The 22,305-nt window shown below is 62.8% G+C and carries 19 protein-coding genes and 1 pseudogene; 10 read left to right on the top strand and 10 right to left on the bottom strand.

Translation table 11 applies throughout. From position 1 onward, the window contains the following. Position 1: 1 nt before the first annotated feature. The 5 genes from P3S72_RS28820 to P3S72_RS28800 all read left to right on the top strand — a co-directional run bounded on the left by P3S72_RS28820 (position 2) and on the right by P3S72_RS28800 (position 5,231). The gene (locus P3S72_RS28820; protein ID WP_276195321.1) at positions 2-1,714 is read left to right on the top strand and encodes a putative 2-aminoethylphosphonate ABC transporter permease subunit; all 1,713 of its coding nucleotides are present in this window, start codon (positions 2-4) and stop codon (positions 1,712-1,714) included. Between the two features lie 18 nt (positions 1,715-1,732). Next, the gene (locus P3S72_RS28815) at positions 1,733-2,755 is read left to right on the top strand and encodes a putative 2-aminoethylphosphonate ABC transporter substrate-binding protein (protein WP_276195320.1); all 1,023 of its coding nucleotides are present in this window, start codon (positions 1,733-1,735) and stop codon (positions 2,753-2,755) included. A gap of 156 nt (positions 2,756-2,911) precedes the next feature. Continuing rightward, positions 2,912-4,045 carry a TIGR03364 family FAD-dependent oxidoreductase gene (locus P3S72_RS28810; protein WP_276195319.1) on the top strand — a complete coding sequence of 378 codons (1,134 nt, stop codon included), beginning with the start codon at positions 2,912-2,914 and terminating at the stop codon, positions 4,043-4,045. Beyond that, complete coding sequence (locus P3S72_RS28805) at positions 4,042-4,599, top strand: phosphonate degradation HD-domain oxygenase (protein WP_276195318.1); 558 nt, start codon at positions 4,042-4,044, stop codon at positions 4,597-4,599. The genes P3S72_RS28810 and P3S72_RS28805 overlap by 4 nt, the downstream gene beginning before the upstream one ends. A gap of 92 nt (positions 4,600-4,691) precedes the next feature. Beyond that, positions 4,692-5,231: a hypothetical protein gene (locus P3S72_RS28800; protein ID WP_276195317.1), complete on the top strand. Its 540-nt coding sequence runs from the start codon at positions 4,692-4,694 to the stop codon at positions 5,229-5,231. A 9-nt stretch (positions 5,232-5,240) separates the two neighbouring features. On the opposite strand, the gene P3S72_RS28795 is transcribed toward P3S72_RS28800, so the two are convergent. Together P3S72_RS28795 and P3S72_RS28790 are read right to left on the bottom strand one after the other, a co-directional pair. Next, complete coding sequence (locus tag P3S72_RS28795; RefSeq protein ID WP_276195316.1) at positions 5,241-6,608, bottom strand: GTPase/DUF3482 domain-containing protein; 1,368 nt, start codon at positions 6,606-6,608, stop codon at positions 5,241-5,243. Continuing rightward, positions 6,601-7,980, bottom strand: coding sequence for a DUF2868 domain-containing protein (locus tag P3S72_RS28790; protein ID WP_276195315.1), 1,380 nt, complete (start codon positions 7,978-7,980; stop codon positions 6,601-6,603). The genes P3S72_RS28795 and P3S72_RS28790 overlap by 8 nt, the downstream gene beginning before the upstream one ends. A 90-nt stretch (positions 7,981-8,070) precedes the next feature. On the opposite strand from P3S72_RS28790, the gene P3S72_RS28785 reads away from it, so the two are divergent. Next, entirely contained in the window at positions 8,071-8,583 is a 513-nt protein-coding gene (locus P3S72_RS28785; protein WP_276195314.1) for a dihydrofolate reductase, read from the top strand. A 122-nt stretch (positions 8,584-8,705) separates the two neighbouring features. On the opposite strand, the gene P3S72_RS28780 is transcribed toward P3S72_RS28785, so the two are convergent. Beyond that, a complete protein-coding gene (locus P3S72_RS28780; RefSeq protein ID WP_276195313.1) occupies positions 8,706-10,097 on the bottom strand; it encodes an L-cystine transporter in 1,392 nt (463 codons plus the stop codon). A 241-nt stretch (positions 10,098-10,338) separates the two neighbouring features. Here P3S72_RS28780 and P3S72_RS28775 point away from each other — a divergent pair, with 241 nt between their 5' ends. Continuing rightward, complete coding sequence (locus tag P3S72_RS28775) at positions 10,339-11,400, top strand: haloacid dehalogenase-like hydrolase (protein WP_276195312.1); 1,062 nt, start codon at positions 10,339-10,341, stop codon at positions 11,398-11,400. Positions 11,401-11,635: 235 nt separating this feature from the next. Here P3S72_RS28775 and ilvD read toward each other — a convergent pair whose 3' ends face one another. Further along, complete coding sequence (gene ilvD / locus P3S72_RS28770; RefSeq protein WP_276195311.1) at positions 11,636-13,477, bottom strand: dihydroxy-acid dehydratase; 1,842 nt, start codon at positions 13,475-13,477, stop codon at positions 11,636-11,638. Between the two features lie 450 nt (positions 13,478-13,927). Here ilvD and P3S72_RS28765 point away from each other — a divergent pair. Beyond that, positions 13,928-14,387 (top strand): annotated as a pseudogene (locus tag P3S72_RS28765) (transposase). A 124-nt stretch (positions 14,388-14,511) separates the two neighbouring features. Here P3S72_RS28765 and P3S72_RS28760 read toward each other — a convergent pair. Both P3S72_RS28760 and P3S72_RS28755 read right to left on the bottom strand, forming a co-directional pair. Continuing rightward, positions 14,512-15,711 (bottom strand): MFS transporter, encoded by a 1,200-nt coding sequence (locus P3S72_RS28760; protein ID WP_276195310.1) that lies wholly within the window; start codon positions 15,709-15,711, stop codon positions 14,512-14,514. A gap of 225 nt (positions 15,712-15,936) precedes the next feature. Continuing rightward, positions 15,937-17,133, bottom strand: coding sequence for a class I SAM-dependent rRNA methyltransferase (locus P3S72_RS28755; protein ID WP_247403802.1), 1,197 nt, complete (start codon positions 17,131-17,133; stop codon positions 15,937-15,939). A gap of 250 nt (positions 17,134-17,383) precedes the next feature. Between P3S72_RS28755 and P3S72_RS28750 the strand changes: the two genes are divergently transcribed. Both P3S72_RS28750 and mutM read left to right on the top strand, forming a co-directional pair. Continuing rightward, the gene (locus P3S72_RS28750) at positions 17,384-18,196 is read left to right on the top strand and encodes an HDOD domain-containing protein (protein WP_276198005.1); all 813 of its coding nucleotides are present in this window, start codon (positions 17,384-17,386) and stop codon (positions 18,194-18,196) included. Between the two features lie 21 nt (positions 18,197-18,217). Then, positions 18,218-19,030: a bifunctional DNA-formamidopyrimidine glycosylase/DNA-(apurinic or apyrimidinic site) lyase gene (mutM, locus tag P3S72_RS28745; protein WP_247403806.1), complete on the top strand. Its 813-nt coding sequence runs from the start codon at positions 18,218-18,220 to the stop codon at positions 19,028-19,030. Between the two features lie 139 nt (positions 19,031-19,169). On the opposite strand, the gene P3S72_RS28740 is transcribed toward mutM, so the two are convergent. The 4 genes from P3S72_RS28740 to P3S72_RS28725 all read right to left on the bottom strand — a co-directional run bounded on the left by P3S72_RS28740 (position 19,170) and on the right by P3S72_RS28725 (position 22,284). Next, positions 19,170-19,421, bottom strand: a complete 252-nt coding sequence (locus tag P3S72_RS28740; RefSeq protein WP_247403809.1) for a YfhL family 4Fe-4S dicluster ferredoxin — start codon at positions 19,419-19,421, stop codon at positions 19,170-19,172. Positions 19,422-19,524: 103 nt separating this feature from the next. Continuing rightward, positions 19,525-20,004: a pantetheine-phosphate adenylyltransferase gene (coaD, locus tag P3S72_RS28735; RefSeq protein ID WP_022641651.1), complete on the bottom strand. Its 480-nt coding sequence runs from the start codon at positions 20,002-20,004 to the stop codon at positions 19,525-19,527. Between the two features lie 103 nt (positions 20,005-20,107). Next, positions 20,108-21,703 carry a GMC family oxidoreductase gene (locus tag P3S72_RS28730; RefSeq protein ID WP_247403812.1) on the bottom strand — a complete coding sequence of 532 codons (1,596 nt, stop codon included), beginning with the start codon at positions 21,701-21,703 and terminating at the stop codon, positions 20,108-20,110. A 35-nt stretch (positions 21,704-21,738) separates the two neighbouring features. Further along, positions 21,739-22,284 (bottom strand): twin-arginine translocation pathway signal protein, encoded by a 546-nt coding sequence (locus P3S72_RS28725; protein ID WP_253399960.1) that lies wholly within the window; start codon positions 22,282-22,284, stop codon positions 21,739-21,741. Between the last annotated feature and the right edge of the window lie 21 nt (positions 22,285-22,305).

The raw sequence follows: 22,305 nt of genomic DNA, 5'->3' as shown, positions 1-22,305 counted from the left end.
CATGGGTGCGCTGATGACGCTGCCCGTTGCGCGGCGGGTGTCTCGTGCCGAGCTGGGCGACCGCCTTTTCGTGCTGGGCGGCAAATGGCTGTGGTTGTGCCTGCTGGGCGTCGCGGTGTTGCTGCCGCTGCTGGCGATCTTCTGGCGCGGCTTCAGCAGCGAAGCCGGGCAGGGCGGCGGGCTGGTGGCGGCACGGGAACTGCTCAGCAGCGCCAACTTCCACTGGCTGCTCGGTAACAGCCTGAAAGTTTCCCTCAGCGTGGCAGCCATCGTCGTACCGCTGGCGTATCTGTTTGCCTATGCGTTGCAACGCACGCTGATCCCGGCCAAGGCGATTTGGCGCGGGCTGTCGTTGCTGCCGTTGATGGCGCCGTCGATGCTGCCGGGGATCGCGCTGGTGTACCTGTTCGGCAACCAGGGCCTGTTGCGCGGTTTGCTGTCGGACAACATCTACGGTTTCTGGGGCATTGTCCTCGGCGAAGTGATCTACACCTTCCCACACGCCTTGATGATCCTGTTGTCGGCGCTTTCCCTGGCGGATGCGCGCTTGTTCGATGCGGCCTCGAGCATGGGCGCCAGCCCGGCCCGGGCGTTTCGCAGCATCACCTGGCCGGCCACGCGCCAGGCGGTGTTCGCCGCGTTTTGCCTGGTGTTCACCCTGACCATCACCGATTTCGGCGTACCCGTGGTGGTCGGCGGCGATTATCAGGTGCTGGCGCTGGAAGCCTACAAGGCTGTGGTCGGCCAGCAACAGTTCGGACGCGGGGCGTTGATCGGCATGGTGTTGCTGCTGCCGGCGCTGTTCAGCTTTGGCGTCGACGCCTGGCTGCGTCGGCGTCAGGGCGATGCCATGGGGGGCCGTGCCCAGGTGTTCCAGCCGGCACCTTCGCGGCGGCGCGATGCCTGTTACCTGGCGATTGTGCTGCTGATCTGCGCGGTGTTGCTGCTGGTGTTCGGCATGGCGGTGTACTCGTCGCTGGTGAAGTTCTGGCCCTACAACCTGTCGCTGTCGCTCAACCACTACCAGTTCGAAGACACGGCCGGCGGCGGCTGGCTGGCGTACCGCAACAGCCTGACCCTGGCCCTGTTTACCGCCTTGATCGGCAGCGTACTGATCTTCACCGGCGCCTACCTGATGGAAAAGACTCAGGGCCAGAAGGGCCTCAACCTGGCGCTGCGCATGCTCAGCTTTGTGCCGATGGCCGTGCCGGGCCTGGTGCTGGGCCTGGGCTACGTCTTCTTCTTCAACCTCAGCGGCAACCCGCTGCATGTGTTCTACGGCACCATGACGCTGCTGGTGGTGTGCACCATCGCTCATTATTTGACCACCGCGCAGATGACCGCCACCACCGCGCTGCGCCAACTGGACGCCGAGTTCGAAGCCGCCGCGCTGTCGCTGAAGGCGCCGCTGTACCGCCACTACCTGCGCGTGACCGTGCCGATCTGCCTGCCGGCGCTACTGGACATCGTGCGCTACCTGTTTGTGTCGGCGATGACCACCGTCTCGGCCGCGATCTTCCTCTACAGCCCCGACACCATCCTCGCCGCCGTCGCCGTGTTGAACATGGACGACGCCGGCAATGTGGGCGGTGCGGCGGCCATGTCCACCTTGATCCTGTTCACCTCCGCCGGCGTTTCGCTGCTGCTGGCGTGGGCCTCACGTGGCGTGTTGCGCCGCTCCCAAGCCTGGCGCCAGACCGCGCCGGGCCAATAACCCTGAAGGAGGTATTCCATGTTCAAGCCCCTGGCGCTGGTCGCTGCCGTACTCACTGCATTCAGCCTGAATGCCTTCGCCAAGACCGAACTGACCGTGTACACGGCCCTCGAAGCCGAGCAATTGCAGACCTACAAAAAAGCCTTCGAACAAGCCAACCCCGACATCGAAATCAAATGGGTACGTGACTCCACCGGCATCATCACCGCCAAACTGCTCGCGGAAAAAAACCGCCCGCAAGCCGACGTGGTCTGGGGCCTGGCGGCTTCAAGCCTGGCGATCCTCGACCAGCAAGGCATGCTCGAGAGCTACGCGCCCAGGGACCTGGACAAGATCGGCACACACTACCGCGACGCCGCCAACCCGCCCGCCTGGGTCGGCATGGACGTCTGGGCTGCGACCATTTGCTTCAACACCGTCGAAGCCGAGAAGCAGGGCCTGACCAAGCCGGTGAGCTGGCAAGACCTGACCAAGCCCGAGTACAAGGGCAAGATCGTGATGCCTAACCCGGCGTCGTCTGGCACCGGTTTCCTGGATGTGAGCGCCTGGCTGCAGACCTTCGGCGAGAAGCAGGGCTGGCAGTACATGGACGACTTGCACCAGAACATCGGCCAGTACGTTCACTCCGGTTCCAAGCCGTGCAAGCTGGCGGCTTCGGGTGAGTTCCCGATCGGCATTTCGTTCGAATACCCGGCCGTGCAGTTGAAGCGCCAGGGCGCGCCGTTGGACATCATCCTGCCGAAAGAAGGCCTGGGCTGGGACATCGAAGCGACCGCCGTGATCAAGGGCAGCGCCCACGCCGATGCGGCGAAGAAACTCGCCGACTTCTCCGCCAGCACCGCCGCGATGGACCTGTACAAGGACAACTTCGCCGTGCTCGCCCAGCCGGGCATCGCCAAGCCGCAGACCGAATTGCCGGCGGACTACGAGCAGCGGCTGATCAAGAACGACTTCACCTGGGCCTCGAAAAACCGCGACAGCATTCTGACTGAATGGCGTAAGCGCTATGACGGTAAGTCGGAGAAGGTGGCGGGTCAGTAAGTACTCCGTTTGGGCTGATGGCCTCATCGGGGGCAAGTCGAATCGTCGCACCGCCCCTCCCACACGTTTGGTTTGTGAACACATTCAAATGTGGGAGGGGCGGTGCGACGATTCGACTTGCCCCCGATAGCGGTCTTGAAAACAGGACATCACTAAATGACACACCACAGCGACCTGCTGATCATCGGCGCCGGCATCCTCGGCCTGTCCCACGCCTACGCGGCGGCCAAGCGCGGGCTCAAGGTCAAGGTGTTCGAGCGCAGCGCCACCCCGTTGGGCGCCTCGGTACGCAACTTCGGCCAGGCCCTGGTCACCGGCCAACCGCCAGGCCCGATGCTCGACCTGGCGCGGCAAAGCCGCGATATCTGGGGCGAATGGGCGCGGCTGGCCGGCTTGCAGCTCAAGCGCAACGGCTCGTACCTGTTCGCCCGCAGCGAAGCGGAAGAACATCTGCTGGAAGCCTTCTGCGCTGGCCGTGCGTTGGAGCACGGCTACAACGTCGAGCTGCTGCAAGGCGCGGCGTTGCGGGATCTGTACGGCGGCCAGTTCCGTCATCACCGCGCGGCGTTGCATGGCAAGGACGATCAGCAACTGTATTCGCGCGAGGCGATACCGGCGCTGATCCACTACCTGCGCGAGGAACTGCAGGTGGAGTTTCACTTTGCCACCCTGGTGCGCGACGTCGAGCCCGGCCAGTTGCACAGCACGGCGGGCAGTTTTCGTGGCGCGCAGATCATCGTCTGCTCGGGCCACGACTACCAAACCCTGCTGGCCGAGGCGATTGCCGAACTCAACCCGCATGTCTGCCGCCTGCAAATGCTGCGCGCGCGGCCGGCGCTCAACCTGAACCTGCAACACGCTTTGCTCACGGGCCTCAGTTGCGTGCATTACGGCGCCTTTGCCGACCTGCCGGAAGCGGCGGCGGTGCAGGCGCAGATCCTGCACGAGGCACCGCACCTGCAGGAGCACGGGATTCACCTGCTGATCAGCCCGACGCCGCATGGCGAACTGATCATCGGCGACTCCCACGACTACGGCCGCGATGCGTCGCCGTTCAATGCCGAGCAGGTCGATGACTGGATGCTCGAACTGGCCGAGCAGACCCTGGGTTGCAAGATCCAGGTGGTCGAGCGCTGGCAGGGCGTCTATGGCGCACGCGGGCCTGCGCCGTTCTCGTTCCTGCGGGTGGCGCCCGGCGTCAGTGCCGCCTTGATGCATACCGGCGTGGGCATGAGCGTGGGGCCGGCGTTGGCCGAGCGCAATATCAGCGCGCTATGGGGTGAGGCATGAAGACCCCGGAACAGGTGATTGCCGAGGTCTTCGGCCTGTACGAGCAACACGGCACGGCGGATTACATCGGCGAGGCGATATCGCAGCTCGAACACATGTCCCAGGCCGCGCAGTGGGCCATGGCCGAAGGCTTCGACGATGAAGTGGTGCTGGCGGCGTTCTTCCACGATATCGGCCATCTTTGCGGCCAGGGCGGGGCGAACATGGGGGGCTATGGCGTGGTCGGCCATGAGCGGCTGGGCGCCGATTACCTGCGCCGCGCCGGTTTCAGCGAGCGCCTGGCCAGGCTGGTGGAGTATCACGTCCAGGCCAAGCGCTACCTGACCTTCAGCCAGCCGGACTACTACGCCCGGTTGAGCGAAGCCAGCCGCCGCACGCTGGCCTATCAAGGTGGGGTGATGACGCCTGACGAAGCGCGGGCTTTCGAGCAAGACCCGCTCTACGCGGTCAGCCTGCGTCTGCGCCACTGGGACGAACAGGCCAAGCAACCACACGTGCCGGTGCTCGATCTGCAGGCACTCAAGGCCAAGGCCGCACGGCTACTGGCCGCGTAGACGGGCCTTACGCCAAACGCAGATGCGCCGCCTAGAGCCTGGGTGCTCGGATCACTAAGGTGCTTGCTTCTTCAATCTAAGGAGCAACGCTGATGCGCTACTTGAAAGTGACGGCCCAGGACATGAGCGGCAATGGTCATGCGGACACGGTCATCCTGCACTTCTATGAGCAGCGGGCTGGCTGTCCCGATGAACTGATCCACGAGATCTTTGCGGTGGACATGAGCGCGGATGGCAAGGTCGACCTGCAATGGGCGGACGACCTGAGCCCGGCCACCCGGCCCGGCATGCTGGAAAAACACCGGGTGGACAGCTTCGCCGACAGCTTTTTGAAGTTGAACTGGTTCAATCGGCGCAGCCACTGGCAGCGCACGCTGACGATGTACGTCGATCATTACGGCAAAACAGGCACACCCAACGCGGTCAAGCTGGACTTCCATGAGCGCACCGCGGCGCAGTGCAAGGGTTCGCTGATCTACAAGGCGGCCGCCTATGACGGCGATGGCGACGGGGTGCTGGAGTCGTTTACCAACAGTGACATCGACCGCGACGGTATCGCGGACAAGGCCGATAAAGAGCTGATCCGCACGTTGTGTACGACCTTTCTGGGTTTTGAGTGGTACGCACACTAATAAGCGCGGTCACGCTTCGTCGAGCCGGGCGGCCAAGGCTTCGACCTGTTCCTGGCGCTCGGCCTGGCTCAATTTGGCGTGGGGGTTGAGGGACGACCATTGCGGATGGGCGCGGGCCTTGTGCAGGGCATCGGGTAGCTTGCCTTCGCGCCAGGTTTTGTCCTGCGGCGTGTCGACCTTGATGCTGTGCATCGCCGCATGACCGCGCAGGTTCAGGGCTTTGAGCAGTTGGCGTTGGCGCAGGGCCAGCAGGCGTAGCACGCTGTCGTCGACGGTCAGCTCGCGCTGGCCCTTGATCTTGCCCAACAGGCGGCCGCCATAGCTGCGCGCGGCTTGCAGCGCGCCACCGGCGATGGCGCCCGCCAGCGCGGCGGCGCCTAGGGTTAGCCCGCCCACCAGCAGATCGACCCCGGCACCGGCGGCCGCGCCGGCGGCAATCCCGCCGCCGACGCGCACGCCGAGTTGCTTGAGGGTTTCCGGGTTGAACAGGTCATCGCCCCAGCGCCCGTCGAGCAACGGCAAGTCGCTGGCGGCGGCGTCCTGCGGGCGGAAGCCGAACAGCTTGAGCAAGGCTTCCACGCAACGCTGCTCGCGCTGGCGCACGGCCTTGCGCAAATCACCGATGGCTTGCGGCTCGTCTTCAGTGACCACGCTGCGTCGGCAGGCGGCGCAGTCGATCAGCAGTTCAGCGATCAACCGCGCGGCGCTTTGCTGGCGGGCCTGGCGTTGGGCTTGCTGGTCGAGGATCAGCCGTTCCAGTTGCGGCCGGGCATTTTCCAGCAGCAGGGCGAGGCTTTCATACAGGCGGCGTTCGCCGTCTTCCGGCGGCGCGACGCTGTCGAACCGCACCAGGGCATGCAGGCCGAGGCGGGCCAGGGCTTCGCGCCAATCCGGCTCGCGATGCTCGCCGCTGCTGACGAAGTTGAGCACGGGCAATAACGGCTTGCCGCAACTGGCCAGCACTTGCAGCTCGTCGCGGTACTTGGCCAGCACCGGCTCGCGGGCGTCGATCACATACAGGCCGGCGTCGCAGGCCAGCAGTTGGCGCAGCACCTTGGCTTCCTGTTCGAAACGCTGGCGGGCTTCGCTGCCCTCCAGAAAACGTGCGAGGCGGGCCGGGCCGTCGAGGCGTTCGCCGGGGCGATCCAGGCGTTCCAGGTAGTCGAGCAGGGCGATGGCGTCTTCCAGGCCGGGGGTGTCATACAGTTCCAGCAAGGCTTCGCCCTCGACCGACAAGCGCGCGCCTTCGACATGCCGCGTGGTGCTGGGGCGATGGGAGACTTCGCCGAAACCGACATCGCGGGTCAACGTGCGCAGCAGCGAGGTCTTGCCGACGTTGGTGTGGCCGACCACGGCGAGTTTCAGGGGTTTAGTCATGACCGCTCTCCAGCCAGTTCAACGGCGCGCAATCGGCAAACGGCAGCTCCAATTGTTGCAGCGCCGCGTGCCAATCGCCCAGGCGCTCGGCGTCCAGCGCCTGGCCGGGCGGCGCTTGCAGCAGCCACACGCGGGTGGCGCTGGCGTTGCGCGCCAGTTCGGCGATCAGCGCCAGGCTGCCCCGGTCGGGCGAGCGACGCGGGTCGCAGGCGATGGCCAGGCGTGCGGGCGGGAAGCGGGTCAGTTGTTCCAGCAGTTTGTGGCGCGATTCGCGGCTGTCGAGGATGCCGGCGTTCTTCACGTTGCCCGGCAGTTTTGGCGGCCACGGGCGCTGGTCGTCGAGTTCGATGGCGACCAACAGCGCGCCGTCGCTGTGCAGTTCGCTGACGCCGCCGCTGACGGCGTGCAACTGTTGCGGTGCGGCATCGTTGACGCCAAGCCGCTCGCTGCTCGGCATCAGGCGCTCGCGCAGTTGGCTGTAGCCGGGCAGGTTGAGGTCCAGGCGCAGGGCGGCGCGTCCGTGTTTCCAGCGCCACAGGCACAGCAGGGCAAGGATCAACCGGGGCAACAGGCCGTAGATCAGCAGCACACCCACCAGCCAGGCGGCCCAGGCCTGGCGGGCGCTTTCGATGTTCAGGGCGGAATCGCCGCTGGCGCGGATCATCTCCACCGTTGGCACGTTGAAACCAAGCAGGGCGGGCAGGGCGCCGAGGGCTTGGGTCACGGCGACGAAGGTGTCGGCACCGAGGATGGTGGTTTCCCACACAAAGCCGTAGCGCCGGGTAGCGAGCAGTGTCAGCAGGATTACCAGCGCGCTGAGCAGCGCGAGCAACCAAAGGCTGTTGACCAGCACGCCGACGGCCCAGCGGTTGAGTTTCTGGCGCTGCAATAACAGCAGCAACGCCGGCGCCAGTTGTGCGGCTTTGGCATCGCGCGCGAGTTTTTCGCTGAGCCAGAGCCACAGGCGGCCGAGGCTGGCGCTGTGTTCGCCGGCAAACAGCAGGCCCAGGGCCCAACTGATCAACAAGATCAGGTTCAAACCGAGCAGGCTGCCCAGGGCCCAGAACACATTCACCGGGGTCAGGCCATTGCCCAGCGCCGCGAAGGCCAGGCCGGCACCGCTGATGACCGCGACGACGGCCAGTAGCACCAGCGCTAAGCGGGCACCTTGCAGCCAGCGGCCGAGGGCGGCGGTCAGGCCATCGCGCTCGGCCAGGTGCAGGGCGCGCCGCTGAATGCGCGTCGGCAGGTCGCCGCCGGCCGTGCGGGCCAGGCGATTGGCTTCCAGGTCTTCCAGCGGGCCGGCGTGTTCTTCGCGCAGGCGCACGGTTTCCGTCAGCCAGAGTTTGTGCAGGGGGTTCAGTGCAGTCACGCGCTGTCCTGTTGGGTCAGTGAGCTTGGAGCATAACCGCTGTGCAGCCGGTTGGGGTACGCCTCGCGTGGCTCTGGTATTCTCGTCGCCATGAAAAAAACTCTCCCTTTAAGCCTGATCGCAGCCCTCGGTGAAAACCGTGTGATCGGCGTCGACAACAGCATGCCCTGGCATTTGCCGGGGGATTTCAAATATTTCAAGGCCACCACGCTCGGCAAGCCGATCATCATGGGGCGCAAGACCTGGGACTCCCTGGGCCGACCGCTGCCGGGGCGCTTGAACATTGTGGTTAGCCGTCAGACCGATCTTGCGCTGGAAGGTGCGGAAGTTTTTCCGTCGCTTGATGCCGCCGTGGCGCGGGCTGAAGCCTGGGCACTGGAACAGGGCGTGGACGAGCTGATGCTGATCGGTGGTGCGCAGCTTTATGCCCAAGGTCTGGAGCAGGCCGACCGCCTGTACCTGACGCGGGTGGCGCTGAGCCCGGAAGGGGATGCGTGGTTTCCGGCGTTTGATGAGAACCAGTGGAAGTTGGTTTCCAATCTGCAGAACCCAGCCGAAGGTGACAAGCCGGCGTACAGCTTCGAGGTGTGGGAAAAAGCCTAAAGGTTTGGCGCGCTTATTGTGGCGAGGGAGCTTGCTCCCGCTGGGCTGCGCAGCGGCCCCAAAAATCTTGGGAGCGCTTCGCACTCCAGCGGGAGCAAGCTCCCTCGCCACAGGTCTAGTCGTTAAGCCTGCGCCAACTCCGCATGCTCATCCGCATTCAGCCGTTCTTTATCCGTCTGCTGCATGATCTGGCTGGTAATCGCCCCCGCCGTCATCGAACCGTTCACGTTCAACGCAGTGCGGCCCATGTCGATCAGCGGCTCCACGGAAATCAGCAGCGCCACCAGTGACACCGGCAAGCCCATCGCCGGCAGCACGATCAGCGCGGCAAACGTCGCACCGCCGCCCACGCCGGCAACGCCTGCCGAACTCAAGGTCACAATCGCTACCAGGGTTGCGATCCACAGCGGGTCCAGCGGGTTGATGCCGACTGTCGGCGCGACCATCACCGCGAGCATTGCCGGATAGAGACCGGCGCAACCGTTCTGGCCGATGGTCGCGCCGAACGAGGCGGCGAAACCGGCAATGGACTGCGGGATGCCCAGGCGGCGTGTCTGCGCTTCGATACTCAGCGGGATCGCCGCTGCGCTGGAGCGGCTGGTGAAGGCGAAGGTCAGCACCGGCCACACCTTGCGCAAGAAGCGCAGCGGGTTGATCCCGGCCAGCGACAGCAGCAGGCCATGCACCACGAACATCAGCCCCAGCGCCAGGTACGAGACCACGACAAAACTGCCGAGCTTGATGATGTCTTGCAGGTTGGAGCCGGCCACCACCTTGGTCATCAGCGCCAATACGCCGTAGGGCGTGAGCTTCATCACCAGGCGCACCAGGCGCATCACCCAGGCTTGCAGGGTGTCGATGGCGTTGAGCACTTTCTGGCCTTTTTCCGCGTCATCCTTAAGCAGTTGCAGCGCGGCCACGCCGAGGAATGCGGCGAAGATCACCACGCTGATGATCGACGTCGGCTTGGCGCGTGCCAGGTCGGCGAACGGGTTCGCCGGCACGAACGACAACAGCAACTGCGGGATATTCAGGTCGGCGACCTTGCCCGCGTAGTCGTTCTGGATCACTTGCAGGCGCGCCATTTCCTGGGTGCCGGCCACCAGGCCCTCGGCGGTGAGGCCGAACAGGTTGGTCAGGCCGATGCCGATCAGCGCCGCAATCGCGGTGGTGAACAGCAGGGTGCCGATGGTCAGGAAGCTGATCTTGCCCAGGGACGCGGCGTTGTGCAGGCGCGCCACGGCGCTGAGGATCGAAGCGAACACCAGCGGGATTACGATCATTTGCAGCAACTGCACATAACCGTTGCCGACCAGATCGAACCAGCCGATGGAGGCTTTGAGGACAGGGTTGCCGTCGCCGTAAATAGCGTGCAATCCCGTACCAAACGCCACGCCGAGTATCAGGGCGAACAGGACCTTCTTGGCGAGGCTCCAGTTTGTCCGACGGGTTTGTGCCAGGCCCAGCAACAGGACCACGAACACCAGTAAGTTGAGAATCAGGGGCAGATTCATTGAAGCTCCGTTGAGAGTGCTGCCAATCGCGTGAGCCTGCGATTGCGAACCGGGAAGCCTAACAGCTTGATATATATTGATTTAATACCGATATGGAATGGTGTCTGTCGTTTTTGGAATAAGTGGTTGGCGCTCTGGCGCATGGCAATGACGGAATCAGAACGCAAGCGGTCGTGCCCGGACGAAAACTGTCACAGGGATTTGTTAGCGTCGATGTCTTTCACTCAAGGAGACAACGCCTATGAAGCTCGCGCCGAAACTACTCGTATCCGCCGCATTCTGCCTCGGACTCGCCAGCCAGGCGTTCGCCGCCACCGAGTTGAAACACTGGCCGGCGCCGGCCGCCAAGCAACTCAACGAAATGATCGCCGCCAACGCCAACAAGGGTAACTTCGCGGTGTTCGACATGGACAACACCAGCTACCGCTATGACCTCGAAGAATCCCTGCTGCCCTACATGGAAAACAAGGGCCTGATCACCCGCGACAGCCTCGACCCGTCGCTCAAACTGATGCCCTTCAAAGACACCGCCGACCATAAGGAAAGTCTGTTCAGTTACTACTATCGCCTGTGCGAAGTGGACGACATGGTCTGCTACCCGTGGGTGGCCCAGGTGTTTGCAGGTTTTACCCTCAAGGAGCTCAAGGTCCAGGTCGATGAGTTGATGGCGTCCGGCAAGCCGGTGCCAGTCAGCTATTTCGAAGGCGACGTGGTGAAGAACTCCGAGGTGCAACCGCCGAAGGTCTTCACCGGCCAGGCCGAGCTGTACAACAAACTGATGGAAAACGGCATCGAGGTGTATGTGATGACCGCCGCGTCGGAAGAGCTGGTGCGTATGGTTGCCGCCGATCCGAAGTACGGCTACAACGTCAAACCGCAGAACGTCATCGGCGTGAGCACCCTGCTCAAGGACCGCGCGACTGGCGAGTTGACAACCGCGCGCAAGCAGATCACGGCCGGTAAATACGACGAAAAAGCCAACCTCGGTTTGGAATTGACCCCCTACCTGTGGACCCCGGCGACCTGGATGGCCGGCAAGCACGCCGCGATCCTGACCTACATCGACGAATGGAAAAAGCCGGTGATCGTCGGCGGCGATACGCCCACCAGCGACGGCTACATGCTGTTCCACGATGTGGACGTGGCCAAGGGCGGCGTCCACCTGTGGGTCAACCGCAAAGACAAGTACATGACCCAGCTCAACGGCATGATGGTCAAACACGCGGCCGCCCAAGCCAAGGAAGGGTTGCCGGTGACGGCGGATAAGAACTGGGTGATCGTCAAGCCTGACGAAATCCAGTAAGACCGAGTCGCTTGCTTATCGGGGGCAAGCCCCCTCCCACACTTGATTGGGTTCACACGGTCAAACTGTGGGAGGGGGCTTGCCCCCGATAGCGGTGGGTCAGCTGTGGATGTATCGACTGACCCTCTGCCATCGGGGGGCAAGCCCCCTCCCACATTTGATCCTCATGGTTATTGAGGTTTTCTCCCAGCAAAAAAATGCCCCGCACTTGGCGGGGCATTTTTATGGGCGAGCCTTACAGCCCGTCGAGCATTGCCTTGTTACGCACCGCACCCTTGTCGGCACTGGTCGCCAACAGAGCGTAGGCCTTCAATGCGGTGGTGACTTTACGCGGACGCTTCTCGACCGGCTTCCAACCTTTCTTGTCCTGCTCGACCCGGCGTGCAGCCAGTTCTTCATCGCTGATCAACAGGTTGATCGAGCGGTTCGGAATGTCGATCAGCACCTTGTCGCCGTCCTGTACCAGGCCAATCGCGCCGCCGGCAGCGGCTTCAGGCGAAGCGTGGCCGATGGACAGGCCCGAGGTGCCGCCGGAGAAACGGCCGTCGGTCAACAGGGCGCAGGCTTTGCCCAGGCCCTTGGATTTCAGGTACGAAGTCGGGTAGAGCATCTCCTGCATACCCGGGCCGCCTTTCGGGCCTTCGTAGCGGATGATCACGATGTCGCCTTCTTTCACTTCGTCGGCGAGGATGCCGCGTACCGAGCTGTCCTGGCTTTCGTAGATCTTGGCGCGACCTTCGAAGACATGGATCGACTCATCCACACCGGCGGTTTTCACCACGCAGCCGTCGAGGGCGATGTTGCCGTACAGCACGGCCAGGCCGCCTTCTTGCGAATAGGCATGTTCGACACTGCGGATGCAGCCGTTTTCACGGTCGTCGTCGAGGGTGTCCCAACGGGTCGACTGGCTGAACGCGGTCTGGGTCGGGATGCCCGCCGGGCCGGCCTTGAAGAAGGTGTGCACGGCTTCGTCGTCAGTCTGGGTGATGTCCCACTTGGCGATGCCTTCGGCGAGGGACTTGCTGTGTACGGTCGGCAAGTCGGTGTGCAGCAGGCCGCCACGGGCCAGGGAACCTAAGATCGAGAAGATCCCACCGGCGCGGTGGACGTCTTCCATGTGGTACTTCTGGATGTTCGGCGCGACTTTGCACAGTTGCGGCACGTGCCGGGACAGACGGTCGATGTCGCGCAGGTCGAAATCGATCTCGGCTTCCTGGGCGGCGGCCAGCAAGTGCAGGATGGTGTTGGTGGAACCGCCCATGGCGATGTCCAGGGTCATGGCGTTTTCGAACGCCTTGAAGTTGGCGATGTTGCGCGGCAACACCGACTCATCGTTCTCGCCGTAGTAGCGCTTGCACAGCTCGACGATGGTGCGGCCGGCCTGCAGGAACAACTGCTCGCGGTCGCTGTGGGTGGCCAGTGTCGAACCGTTGCCCGGCAAGGCCAGGCCCAGGGCTTCCACCAGGCAGTTCATCGAGTTGGCGGTGAACATGCCGGAGCACGAACCGCAGGTCGGGCAGGCGCTGCGCTCGTATTCCGCGACCTTCTCGTCAGAAGCGCTGGAATCGGCGGCGATGACCATGGCGTCGACCAGGTCGAGGCCGTGGGAGGCGAGTTTGGTCTTGCCGGCTTCCATCGGGCCGCCGGAGACGAAGATCACCGGGACATTCAGGCGCAGGGCCGCCATCAGCATGCCGGGGGTGATCTTGTCGCAGTTCGAGATGCACACGATGGCGTCGGCGCAGTGGGCGTTGACCATGTACTCCACGGAGTCGGCGATGATCTCGCGGCTCGGCAGGGAATACAGCATGCCGTCATGGCCCATGGCGATGCCGTCATCGACCGCGATGGTGTTGAATTCTTTGGCCACGCCGCCAGCGCGTTCGATCTCGCGGGCGACCAGTTGGCCCAGGTCCTTGAGGTGGACGTGGCCGGGGACGAACTGGGTGAACGAGTTGGCAATCGCGATGATCGGCTTCTTGAAGTCGTCATCTTTCATCCCCGTGGCACGCCACAGTGCGCGGGCGCCGGCCATGTTGCGGCCATGGGTGGATGTTTTCGAGCGGTAATCTGGCATTTGAGCCCTCCGGGCGGCTAATCAAAACTAATCAGGTGCTAAGGGGAGTGAGCTTCTATGGACGTCTGGAACACCCGAAAAATGGCCGTGTGTCCGGAAGTTGCCGCAAACGTTACGGGATCGCCGTGCGCAGTGGCCTTGAGCTCATAAACCCGCCGGGGGATGACTGGCGATGAATAGGGCCGATTCTACACCGCTGGCGGCTGGAGGGAATGGCGAAAAGCGCCGTGGCGACGCATGCCCGGATCAACCAATCTGATGTAGGAGCGAGCTTGCTCGCGAAAAACGAACAGGCGACACGGGCCTCCTGATAGTACTGCGTTATCGTTGACGCTTTTCGCGAGCAAGCTCGCTCCTACAGGGGGGGACATATTCAGAACCACTGTTTAGAGGCCGGTTGACGTCGCTGCGCCTACCGTTTCTCTTCCACTCACAGAAGAGGACGAAGGAATGTTCACCCAGCAACGTGCACATCGGCTGCGCATCGGGCGCTGTTCGGAGTCGGGCCGTATTTACCTGATCACTGCGGTTATCCATCAACGGCAGTTGGTCTTTCAGGACTGGCGCATCGGCCGCCTGCTTGTCAGTGAGTTCAGGCAGGCTCAGGACGAGGGTGAGGCGACTTCGCTGGCCTGGGTGGTCATGCCTGACCATTTCCATTGGCTGATCGAGTTGCATAACGGCGACTTGCCAAGGCTGATGCGAATCACCAAGTCGCGAAGTGCCCGTGCCATCAACCAGGCCAGGTGTTCGTTCGGGACCCTATGGCAAAAAAGGCTACTTCGACCGCGCACTGCGTCGGGAGGAAGATTTGAAAGCAATGGCCCGCTATATCGTGGCCAATCCCTTGCGTGCAGGGCTGGTCGAGCATATAGGCCAGTACCCGCTATGGGACGCCATCTGGTTGTGACCGTTCTTCCTCTGTAGGAGCGAGCTTGCTCGCGAAGCACGTCAACGATGACGCCGCGCTATCAGGTAGCCCGCGTCGTCTATGCGTTTTTCGCGAGCAAGCTCGCTCCTACAGGGGGAAAGTGTCAGTGTCCGACCCGCGCATTGGTCAGCCAACCCCACAAGCTGAAAATGATAAAGCTCACGGCAATCGTGATCAGCAAATGACTGCCGGTTTGTGCAAGCGCTGCGCTGCTGACGGCAGCAGTGAGGAACATGATGCTATTTCCTGCTGATGCTGCTGTGCCCGCGCTGCTTGAAAACAACAGCATCGCCGCCGAAATTGCGGCGGGACGAACCAGGGTGACCGCGAGTGCGCTGATCAGCATCGGGATGAGCAGAGTCACTGTGGTAATGGCTTCAAAGATGATAATCAGCGCCAGCAGCACACCCGCGGCGAGCAACAACCCAAGACCGATATTGATTTGCCGGGACAGCGCGATACGTTTTTGCAGGTACGAGGCTGCCACCCCGCCGAGGAGATAAGCCGCGCCGTACACCATCAGCACCAGCGCGTACTGATATTCGGAAAGCTTCAGCGCGTCCATGAAAATCAGCGGCGTCACGCTGATCAAGGCGAAGTAGCAGGCGAACACCTGCGCGGCGATCCACCAGTAGCGTAGGAAATCGCGATTGCCGGCGACGGCTTTCAGCGTGGCGATGATGGATACTGGCGCGCGATGGGGGCTGGCGGATTTGGACGGCAGGATGCAGAACGCATGGATCAACATGCCCAGCGCCATCGCCGCGAATCCATAGAAGCTGCCTTGCCAGTCGAATGTGGTTTGCAGCCAGGAGCCTATCAGCGGGGATAGTGCGACAAACGAACCGCTCAGGGTCATGTAGTACAGGCGCACCCGGGCCCGGTCCTGTGCGTCGAACAGGTCTTCCACCAGGGCGTGACCCAGGACGAAGAAGCCGCAGCCCATGGCCTGCACCGTGCGAAACAGCAGGAAGGTCAGGTAGTCCGACGCCAGTGCACAGCCTATTGCGCCAAGAATCGACAGCGTGATGCAGCCGAGCAGCACTTCCTTGCGCCCCCATTTGTCCGACAACGGGCCGGCGATCAGTTGGGAGATGGAGAAGACCAGTGTGAACAGGCTGATGGAGAGCGCGACGTCGGCCGTCGGAGTGTCGAATTGGGCGGCCAGGGAGGGGAACGACGGCAGGAGAATATTGATCGGGAAGAAGCTGATCAGGGCAATGCAGGTGATCAGGATGAAGCGGGAAAGTTGTTGGCGTTTTACCTCGCCACTGAGGGCGGGAGAGCAGAAGGGCTCAGACATGAGTGGTAATTTCCGGAGTAAAACCAGAAACCGATACTAGTCTGCGAAAAATGGAATTCAATCAAATCTATTGTGCGAAGCGTCCCGTAATGGTGTACGCCGCCCCTGTAGGAGCGAGCTTGCTCGCGAAGCACGTCAACGATGACGCCGCGCTATCAGGTAGCCCGCGTCGTCTATGCGTTTTTCGCGAGCAAGCTCGCTCCTACAGGGGTGCGGTTTCGGTCTTTAGCTATTGGGCAACAACCGGCACGTAATGCTCTTGATGTAGCGCGTCTCGGCAATCGCCGGGTGTACCGGATGATCCGGCCCCTGGCCGCCGCGTTCGAGCATCTGGATGTTGCGGTCCAAGTGACGGGCGCTGGTCAGCAGGATGTTTTGCAGGTCGTCTTCCGGCAGGTGCATCGAGCACGAGGCGCTGATCAGGATGCCGTCCTTGCTGAGCAGGCGCATGGCTTGCTCGTTGAGGCGGCGGTAGGCGCCTTCGCCGTTTTTCATGTCTTTTTTGCGTTTGATGAAGGCCGGTGGGTCGGCGACGATCACGTCGAAGCGTTCTTCGCTGGCTTTCAATTCTTTGAGGGCTTCGAAGACGTCGCCTTCGATGCAGGTCATTTTCTCGGCGACGCCATTCAGCGCGGCGTTGCGCTCGACGCCGTCGAGGGCAAAGGCCGAGGCGTCGACGCAGAATACTTCAGTGGCGCCGAAGGCCGCGGCTTGCACGCCCCAGCCGCCGATGTAGCTGTACAGGTCGAGTACGCGCTTACCTTTGGCATACGGGGCCAGGCGTGCGCGGTTCATGCGGTGGTCGTAGAACCAGCCGGTTTTCTGGCCCTGGATCACCGGGGCTTCGAATTTCACGCCGTTTTCTTCCAGCGCGACCCACTCCGGCACCAGGCCGAACACGGTTTCGACGTAGCGGTTGAGGCCTTCGGCGTCACGCGCGGCGGAGTCATTCTTGAACAGAATGCCGCTTGGCTTGAGCACTTGGGTCAGGGCGGCGATCACGTCTTCTTTATGTGCTTCCATGGTCGCCGAGGCGATCTGTACCACCAGGATGTCGCCGAAACGGTCGACCACCAGACCCGGCAGCAGGTCGGAGTCGCCGTAGACCAGGCGGTAGAACGGCTTGTCGAACAGGCGATCACGCAGGGACAGGGCGACGTTCAGGCGGTGTACCAGCAGCGACTTGTCCAAAGGCAACTTGATGTCGCGCGACAGCAGGCGCGCGCAGATCAGGTTGTTCGGACTCATGGCCACGATGCCCAGGGTCTTGCCGCCGGCCGCTTCCAGGATGGCTTGGTCGCCTGCCTGGAAGCCGTGAAGTGGGGTGGCGGCCACGTCGATTTCGTTGCTGTAGACCCACAGGTGGCCGTTGCGCAAACGACGATCGGCATTGGCTTTGAGACGCAGGCTTGGCAGGGACATGACGTCGCTCCGGAAAAAAGAGCGGGAGTATACCGTGTTACATGAAACTTCGCGGCTTGGCCTGATGGGCTGTAGGGGCGGGCGTGCTGTGCCGAGGTCGCAGCGTCCATTTGATGGGAGTGCCATTGGTTTTTTTGAGGTGTCGGTCAGCTTCCCATCAGGGTTAGAATCCCCGCCTAGCCCGGAGTGTGTACTTATGTCCCAAGAACTTTCCGCCGAACAGATCCAGCAGGCCCTGCAAGGCATCAGCGTGCCGCCCCAGCCGCAAATCATGGTGGATTTGCAGATGGAACAGTACATGCCCGACCCGGACCTGGAAGTGATCGCGCGATTGATTTCCCAGGACCCGGGCCTGTCCGGCGCGCTGTTGAAGATCGTCAACTCGTCGTATTACGGCCTGAGCAACAAGATCGCCTCGATCCAGCGTGCGGTGAACCTATTGGGCAGCCGGTCGATCATCAACCTGATCAATGCCCTGTCGATCAAAGGCGAGATGAGCGACGACACCATTGTCACCCTCAACCGCTTCTGGGACACCGCCCAGGATGTGGCCATGACCTGCCTGACCCTGGCCAAGCGCACAGGCGCCCAGGCGGTAGACGAAGCCTATGCCCTGGGGCTGTTCCACGATTGCGGTGTACCGCTGATGCTCAAGCGTTTCCCCAATTACATGGCGGTGCTCGAAGAGGCCTACGCCAATGCCGGCGCCGACTGCCGTGTGGTCGACACCGAAAACAATGCGTTCAACACTAACCATGCGGTGGTCGGCTATTACACCGCCAAGTCCTGGCGCCTGCCGGAGCATGTGACCGACGCCATCGCCAACCATCACAACGCCCTGGCGATTTTCAGCGATGAGTCGCCGCGCAATCCGCAACTCAAGAACCTGCTGGCGATCCTGAAAATGGCCGAGCATATCTGCTCGTCATACCGGGTGCTGGGCAACCAGGCGGTTGACCATGAGTGGGATGCGATTGGCCATCTGGTGCTGGACTACGTGGGCCTGTCGGATTACGACTTCCAAAGCATGAAGTTGTCGATCCGCGAACTGGGCACGCACTGACCCTTTTCTCACGAGGTACACATGCCCGAGTTACCAGAAGTCGAAACCACTCGGCGCGGGATTGCGCCGCACCTGGAAGGCCAGCGGGTCAGCCGCGTCGTGGTGCGTGAGCGGCGCCTGCGCTGGCCGATCCCGGAAGACCTCGACGTGCGCCTGTCCGGGCAGCGCATCGTGCTGGTGGAGCGGCGGGCCAAGTACCTGTTGATCAATGCCGAAGTGGGCACCCTGATCAGTCACCTGGGTATGTCGGGCAACCTGCGCCTGGTGGAAGTCGGCCTGCCGGCGGCCAAGCACGAGCATGTGGACATCGAGTTGGAGTCGGGCCTGGCCCTGCGCTACACCGACCCTCGGCGTTTCGGCGCGATGCTTTGGAGCCTGGACCCGCACAACCACGAACTGCTGATTCGCCTGGGGCCGGAGCCGTTGACCGAGCTGTTCGATGGCGAGCGCCTGTTCAAACTGTCCCGTGGGCGTTCGATGGCGGTGAAGCCGTTCATCATGGACAACGCGGTGGTGGTGGGCGTGGGCAATATCTACGCGACGGAAGCGCTGTTCGCGGCGGGGATCGATCCGCGCCGCGAGGCCGGTGGCATTTCACGCGGGCGCTATTTGAAGCTGGCGATCGAGATCAAACGCATTCTGGCGGCCGCCATCGAACGCGGCGGCACCACGTTGCGCGACTTTATCGGTGGCGATGGGCAGCCGGGGTATTTCCAGCAGGAGCTGTTCGTCTACGGCCGAGGGGGCGAGGCGTGCAAGGTCTGCGGGAGCGAGTTGCGCAGTGTGGTGCTGGGGCAGCGGGCGAGTGTGTTTTGCCCGAAGTGTCAGAGCTGACTGTTGTGTGAAGGCTGATATCGCCATCGGGGGGCAAGTCGAATCGTCGCGCCGCCCCTCCCACACTTTGACGCGTGAACACATTTTAAATGTGGGAGGGGGCTTGCCCCCGATGAGGCCCTTACAGGCACCAACAGACTCAAGCCTTACCGGTAATCTTGCGGTACTTCACCATCAACTGCTCTTGCGTTTCCGGATGCGCTTCATCCAGTGGAATGCAATCGACCGGGCACACCTGCTGGCACTGCGGTTCGTCGTAGTGGCCGACGCACTGGGTGCAGAGGTTGGGGTCGATCACGTAGATTTCTTCGCCTTGGGAAATCGCGGCGTTCGGGCACTCGGGTTCGCAGACGTCGCAGTTGATGCAATCGTCGGTGATGATCAGGGACATGGAAACTCCTGCCAGGGCCGTCAGCCAAGGCATCTGAAAAACTAATGCGCGCAATTGTGCCGCATTGGCGCCCGCAGTGCGAGCGGGCGCCGAGTGAGCGGTCTTACTTCTTGAAGCGCAGGGTCAGCGCCTCGGCGACGGCTGGGTGCACGAACTTGGTGATATCCCCGCCCAAAGCGGCGATTTCACGGACCAACGTCGAGGAAATGAACGAATAACGCTCCGACGGCGTGAGGAACAGGCTTTCCACGTCCGGCGCCAGTTGGCGGTTCATGTTGGCCAGTTGGAATTCGTATTCGAAGTCCGACACCGCGCGCAGGCCACGCAGGAATACATTGGCGTTCTGCTCTTTGGCGAAATGCGCCAGCAGCGTCGAGAAACCCACCACTTCTACGTTGGGCAGGTGCTTGGTGACCTCACGCGCCAGCTCCACGCGCTGTTCCAGGGGAAACAGCGGGTTTTTCTTGGGGCTGGCCGCGACCGCGATGATCACATGGTCGAACAAGCGCGAGGCGCGTTCGACCAGATCGCCATGGCCTTTGGTAATCGGGTCGAAGGTACCTGGGTACAACACTCGGTTCATCGCGTCGTCCTGGCGGAGTCCGTTGGGGAACCGGATGGTATCGCAGCCATCCCGGTCGGCCAAGTCGACTTATGCGAATAGACACGCGAAATACCCGGTTTTTTCATGCTGTTTTCAGACGTTCGGCCAATGCGCTCGCCAGTTGCGCGGTCAATCCGTACACCGACAATTGCGGGTTGGCGCCAATGCTGGTGGGGAACAGCGAACCATCATGAATCGACAGATTGCGCAGTTGATGATGGCGGCCGAGGCTGTCGGCCACGGCGTTTTTCGGCTCTTCGCCCATGGCGCAGCCGCCCATCACGTGGGCACTGCCCAGGCAGGTACGGTGTAATTCCAGGTTGAGGCCGTCTATCAGGCTGCGCGCTTCGGCCAGGGTCTTCACGTAGCGCGCATCGTGATGCAGCGGCTTGACCGACTTGGCGCCCGCCGCGAACTGGATCTCGGCCATGCTGTGGAACGCGCGGCGCAGGCCGTCCCAGGCGTAAGGCGAAACCTGATAATCGAGCACCGGCGTGCCGTCGCCGCGCAATTCCACGCTGCCGCCCGGGCTGTCGGGGTGGAATCCGTCGCGCAGCAGGGCGAGCATCGCGTGGGTATTGGGCAACTGGCTCATGTCCAGGGCGTTTTGTGTGCCGTAGCCGCCGAGCAGCGTACTCGCGAGCGCCGGGTGCAGCGGCGGTGCCTCCAGCTTGTACGACATTCTGCCGGTGGTGCCGTCCTGCCATTGGAAGTGATCGGAATAGATCGACTGCGGCGCGCCATAGAACGGGTTGATCACCTCGTCGAACAGCGCTGCGGAGAAATTCACCAAATGCAAAAAGGTGCGCTTGCCCAGCCGCGAATGCGGGTCGGGGGCGTCCGAGCGCATCAGCAGCGCCGGGCTGTTGATGCCGCCACCGGCCAGCACATAGTGTTTGGCCTTGACCGTGATGGTGCGCCCGGTAGGGGCGACGCAGCGTTCGTCCATCGCCACGCATTCCAGGCTGCTGATGCGGTCGCCGCTGTATTTCAGGCGTTCGGCGCGGGCCAGGTACAACAACTCGCCGCCTTTCTCCAGGGTGGCGGGGATGGTGGTCACCAGCATCGACTGCTTGGCGTTGACCGGGCAACCCATGCCGCAGTAGCCCAGGTTGAAGCAGCCGCGCACGTTGCGTGGGATCACATGCCAGCTGTAGCCCAACTGTTCGCAGCCTTTGCGGATCACGTCGTTGTTGGCGTTGGGTGGCATGGCCCAGGGGGCAATGCCCAGGCGCTGTTCCATTTTTTCGAACCACGGCGCCATGTCCGCGCTGCCGTGGCCCTTGACCGCATACTCGCTGGCCCAGTGGCTGAGGGTCGCGTCCGGGGTGCGGAAGCTGGAGGTCCAGTTGATCAGCGTGGTGCCGCCCACCGCCCGGCCCTGCAGGATGGTGATGGCGCCGTCCTTGCTCATGCGGCCGATGCCTTCCTGGTACAGGCTGGCGTAGGCTTCGTCTTCGAGCAGCTTGAAATCGCTGCTGGTCTTGAGCGGGCCTTCTTCGATCAGCAGCACTTTGTAGCCAGCGGCGCTGAGGATTTCGGCGGTGGTGCCGCCGCCGGCGCCGCTGCCGATGATCGCTACGTCGGCTTCCAGCGTCAGGTCGCGGTCGAGGGCGGCGCCGTTGTGGGTTTTCCAGCCACGGGCCAGGCCGTCGCGGAACAGATCGGGTACGGGCATCAGGGTCGTCTCTTGTTTTTATTGGGGGGGGCGAATCAGATCTTCGGTGGCCCGGGGTAGCCGCAATGGGCCCAGGACGCCGGCCGGAAGTACCAGGCCATGATCACCAGCTTGAGCAGCGAGCCCTGGCCCATGCGCAGCAGGTTCAGGTAGCTGTTTTCCCAGCGGTGCAGGAAGTTGCGGATTTGTTCAGCGCTGGCGTTTTCCCAACTGCCCCAGATCCCGGTCAGTGGGCCGCGGGTGATGCCCATGCCCAGCACGTCGAACAGTTGCTGGGTGAGCTTGAACATCTCCGGCGACAGGTGCTGCAGGCTGTAGTCGAGTTTTTTCAGGGTGTCTTCAATCCCGCTGGCGACTTCCTGGGCGCTGGCCACGCCTTCCAGCAACACCGGGATCACCGCGCGCAGAAACGGCAGATCGCTAGCCCGCAGCAAAGCAAAGCCGCTGGCCGGGGTGCTGCTGGAGCAGCCGCTGAGGCTGGCGCCCAGCCCGGCGGTGGCCAGGAAGGCGCTGGCGCACAGGCCGATTTTCAAGACGCCGCGCCGCGACAGCGCGGGTGAATCAGTCAGGCTTGGGTTCATTGTTATGGTTATCCCGAGGGT

The sequence above is a fragment of the Pseudomonas sp. D3 genome (assembly GCF_029320995.1).
In the GTDB taxonomy this organism is placed as follows: domain Bacteria; phylum Pseudomonadota; class Gammaproteobacteria; order Pseudomonadales; family Pseudomonadaceae; genus Aquipseudomonas; species Aquipseudomonas paraveronii.
Note: the sequence above shows the minus strand (reverse complement) of the source record. Positions and strands in the feature narration are given on the sequence as shown.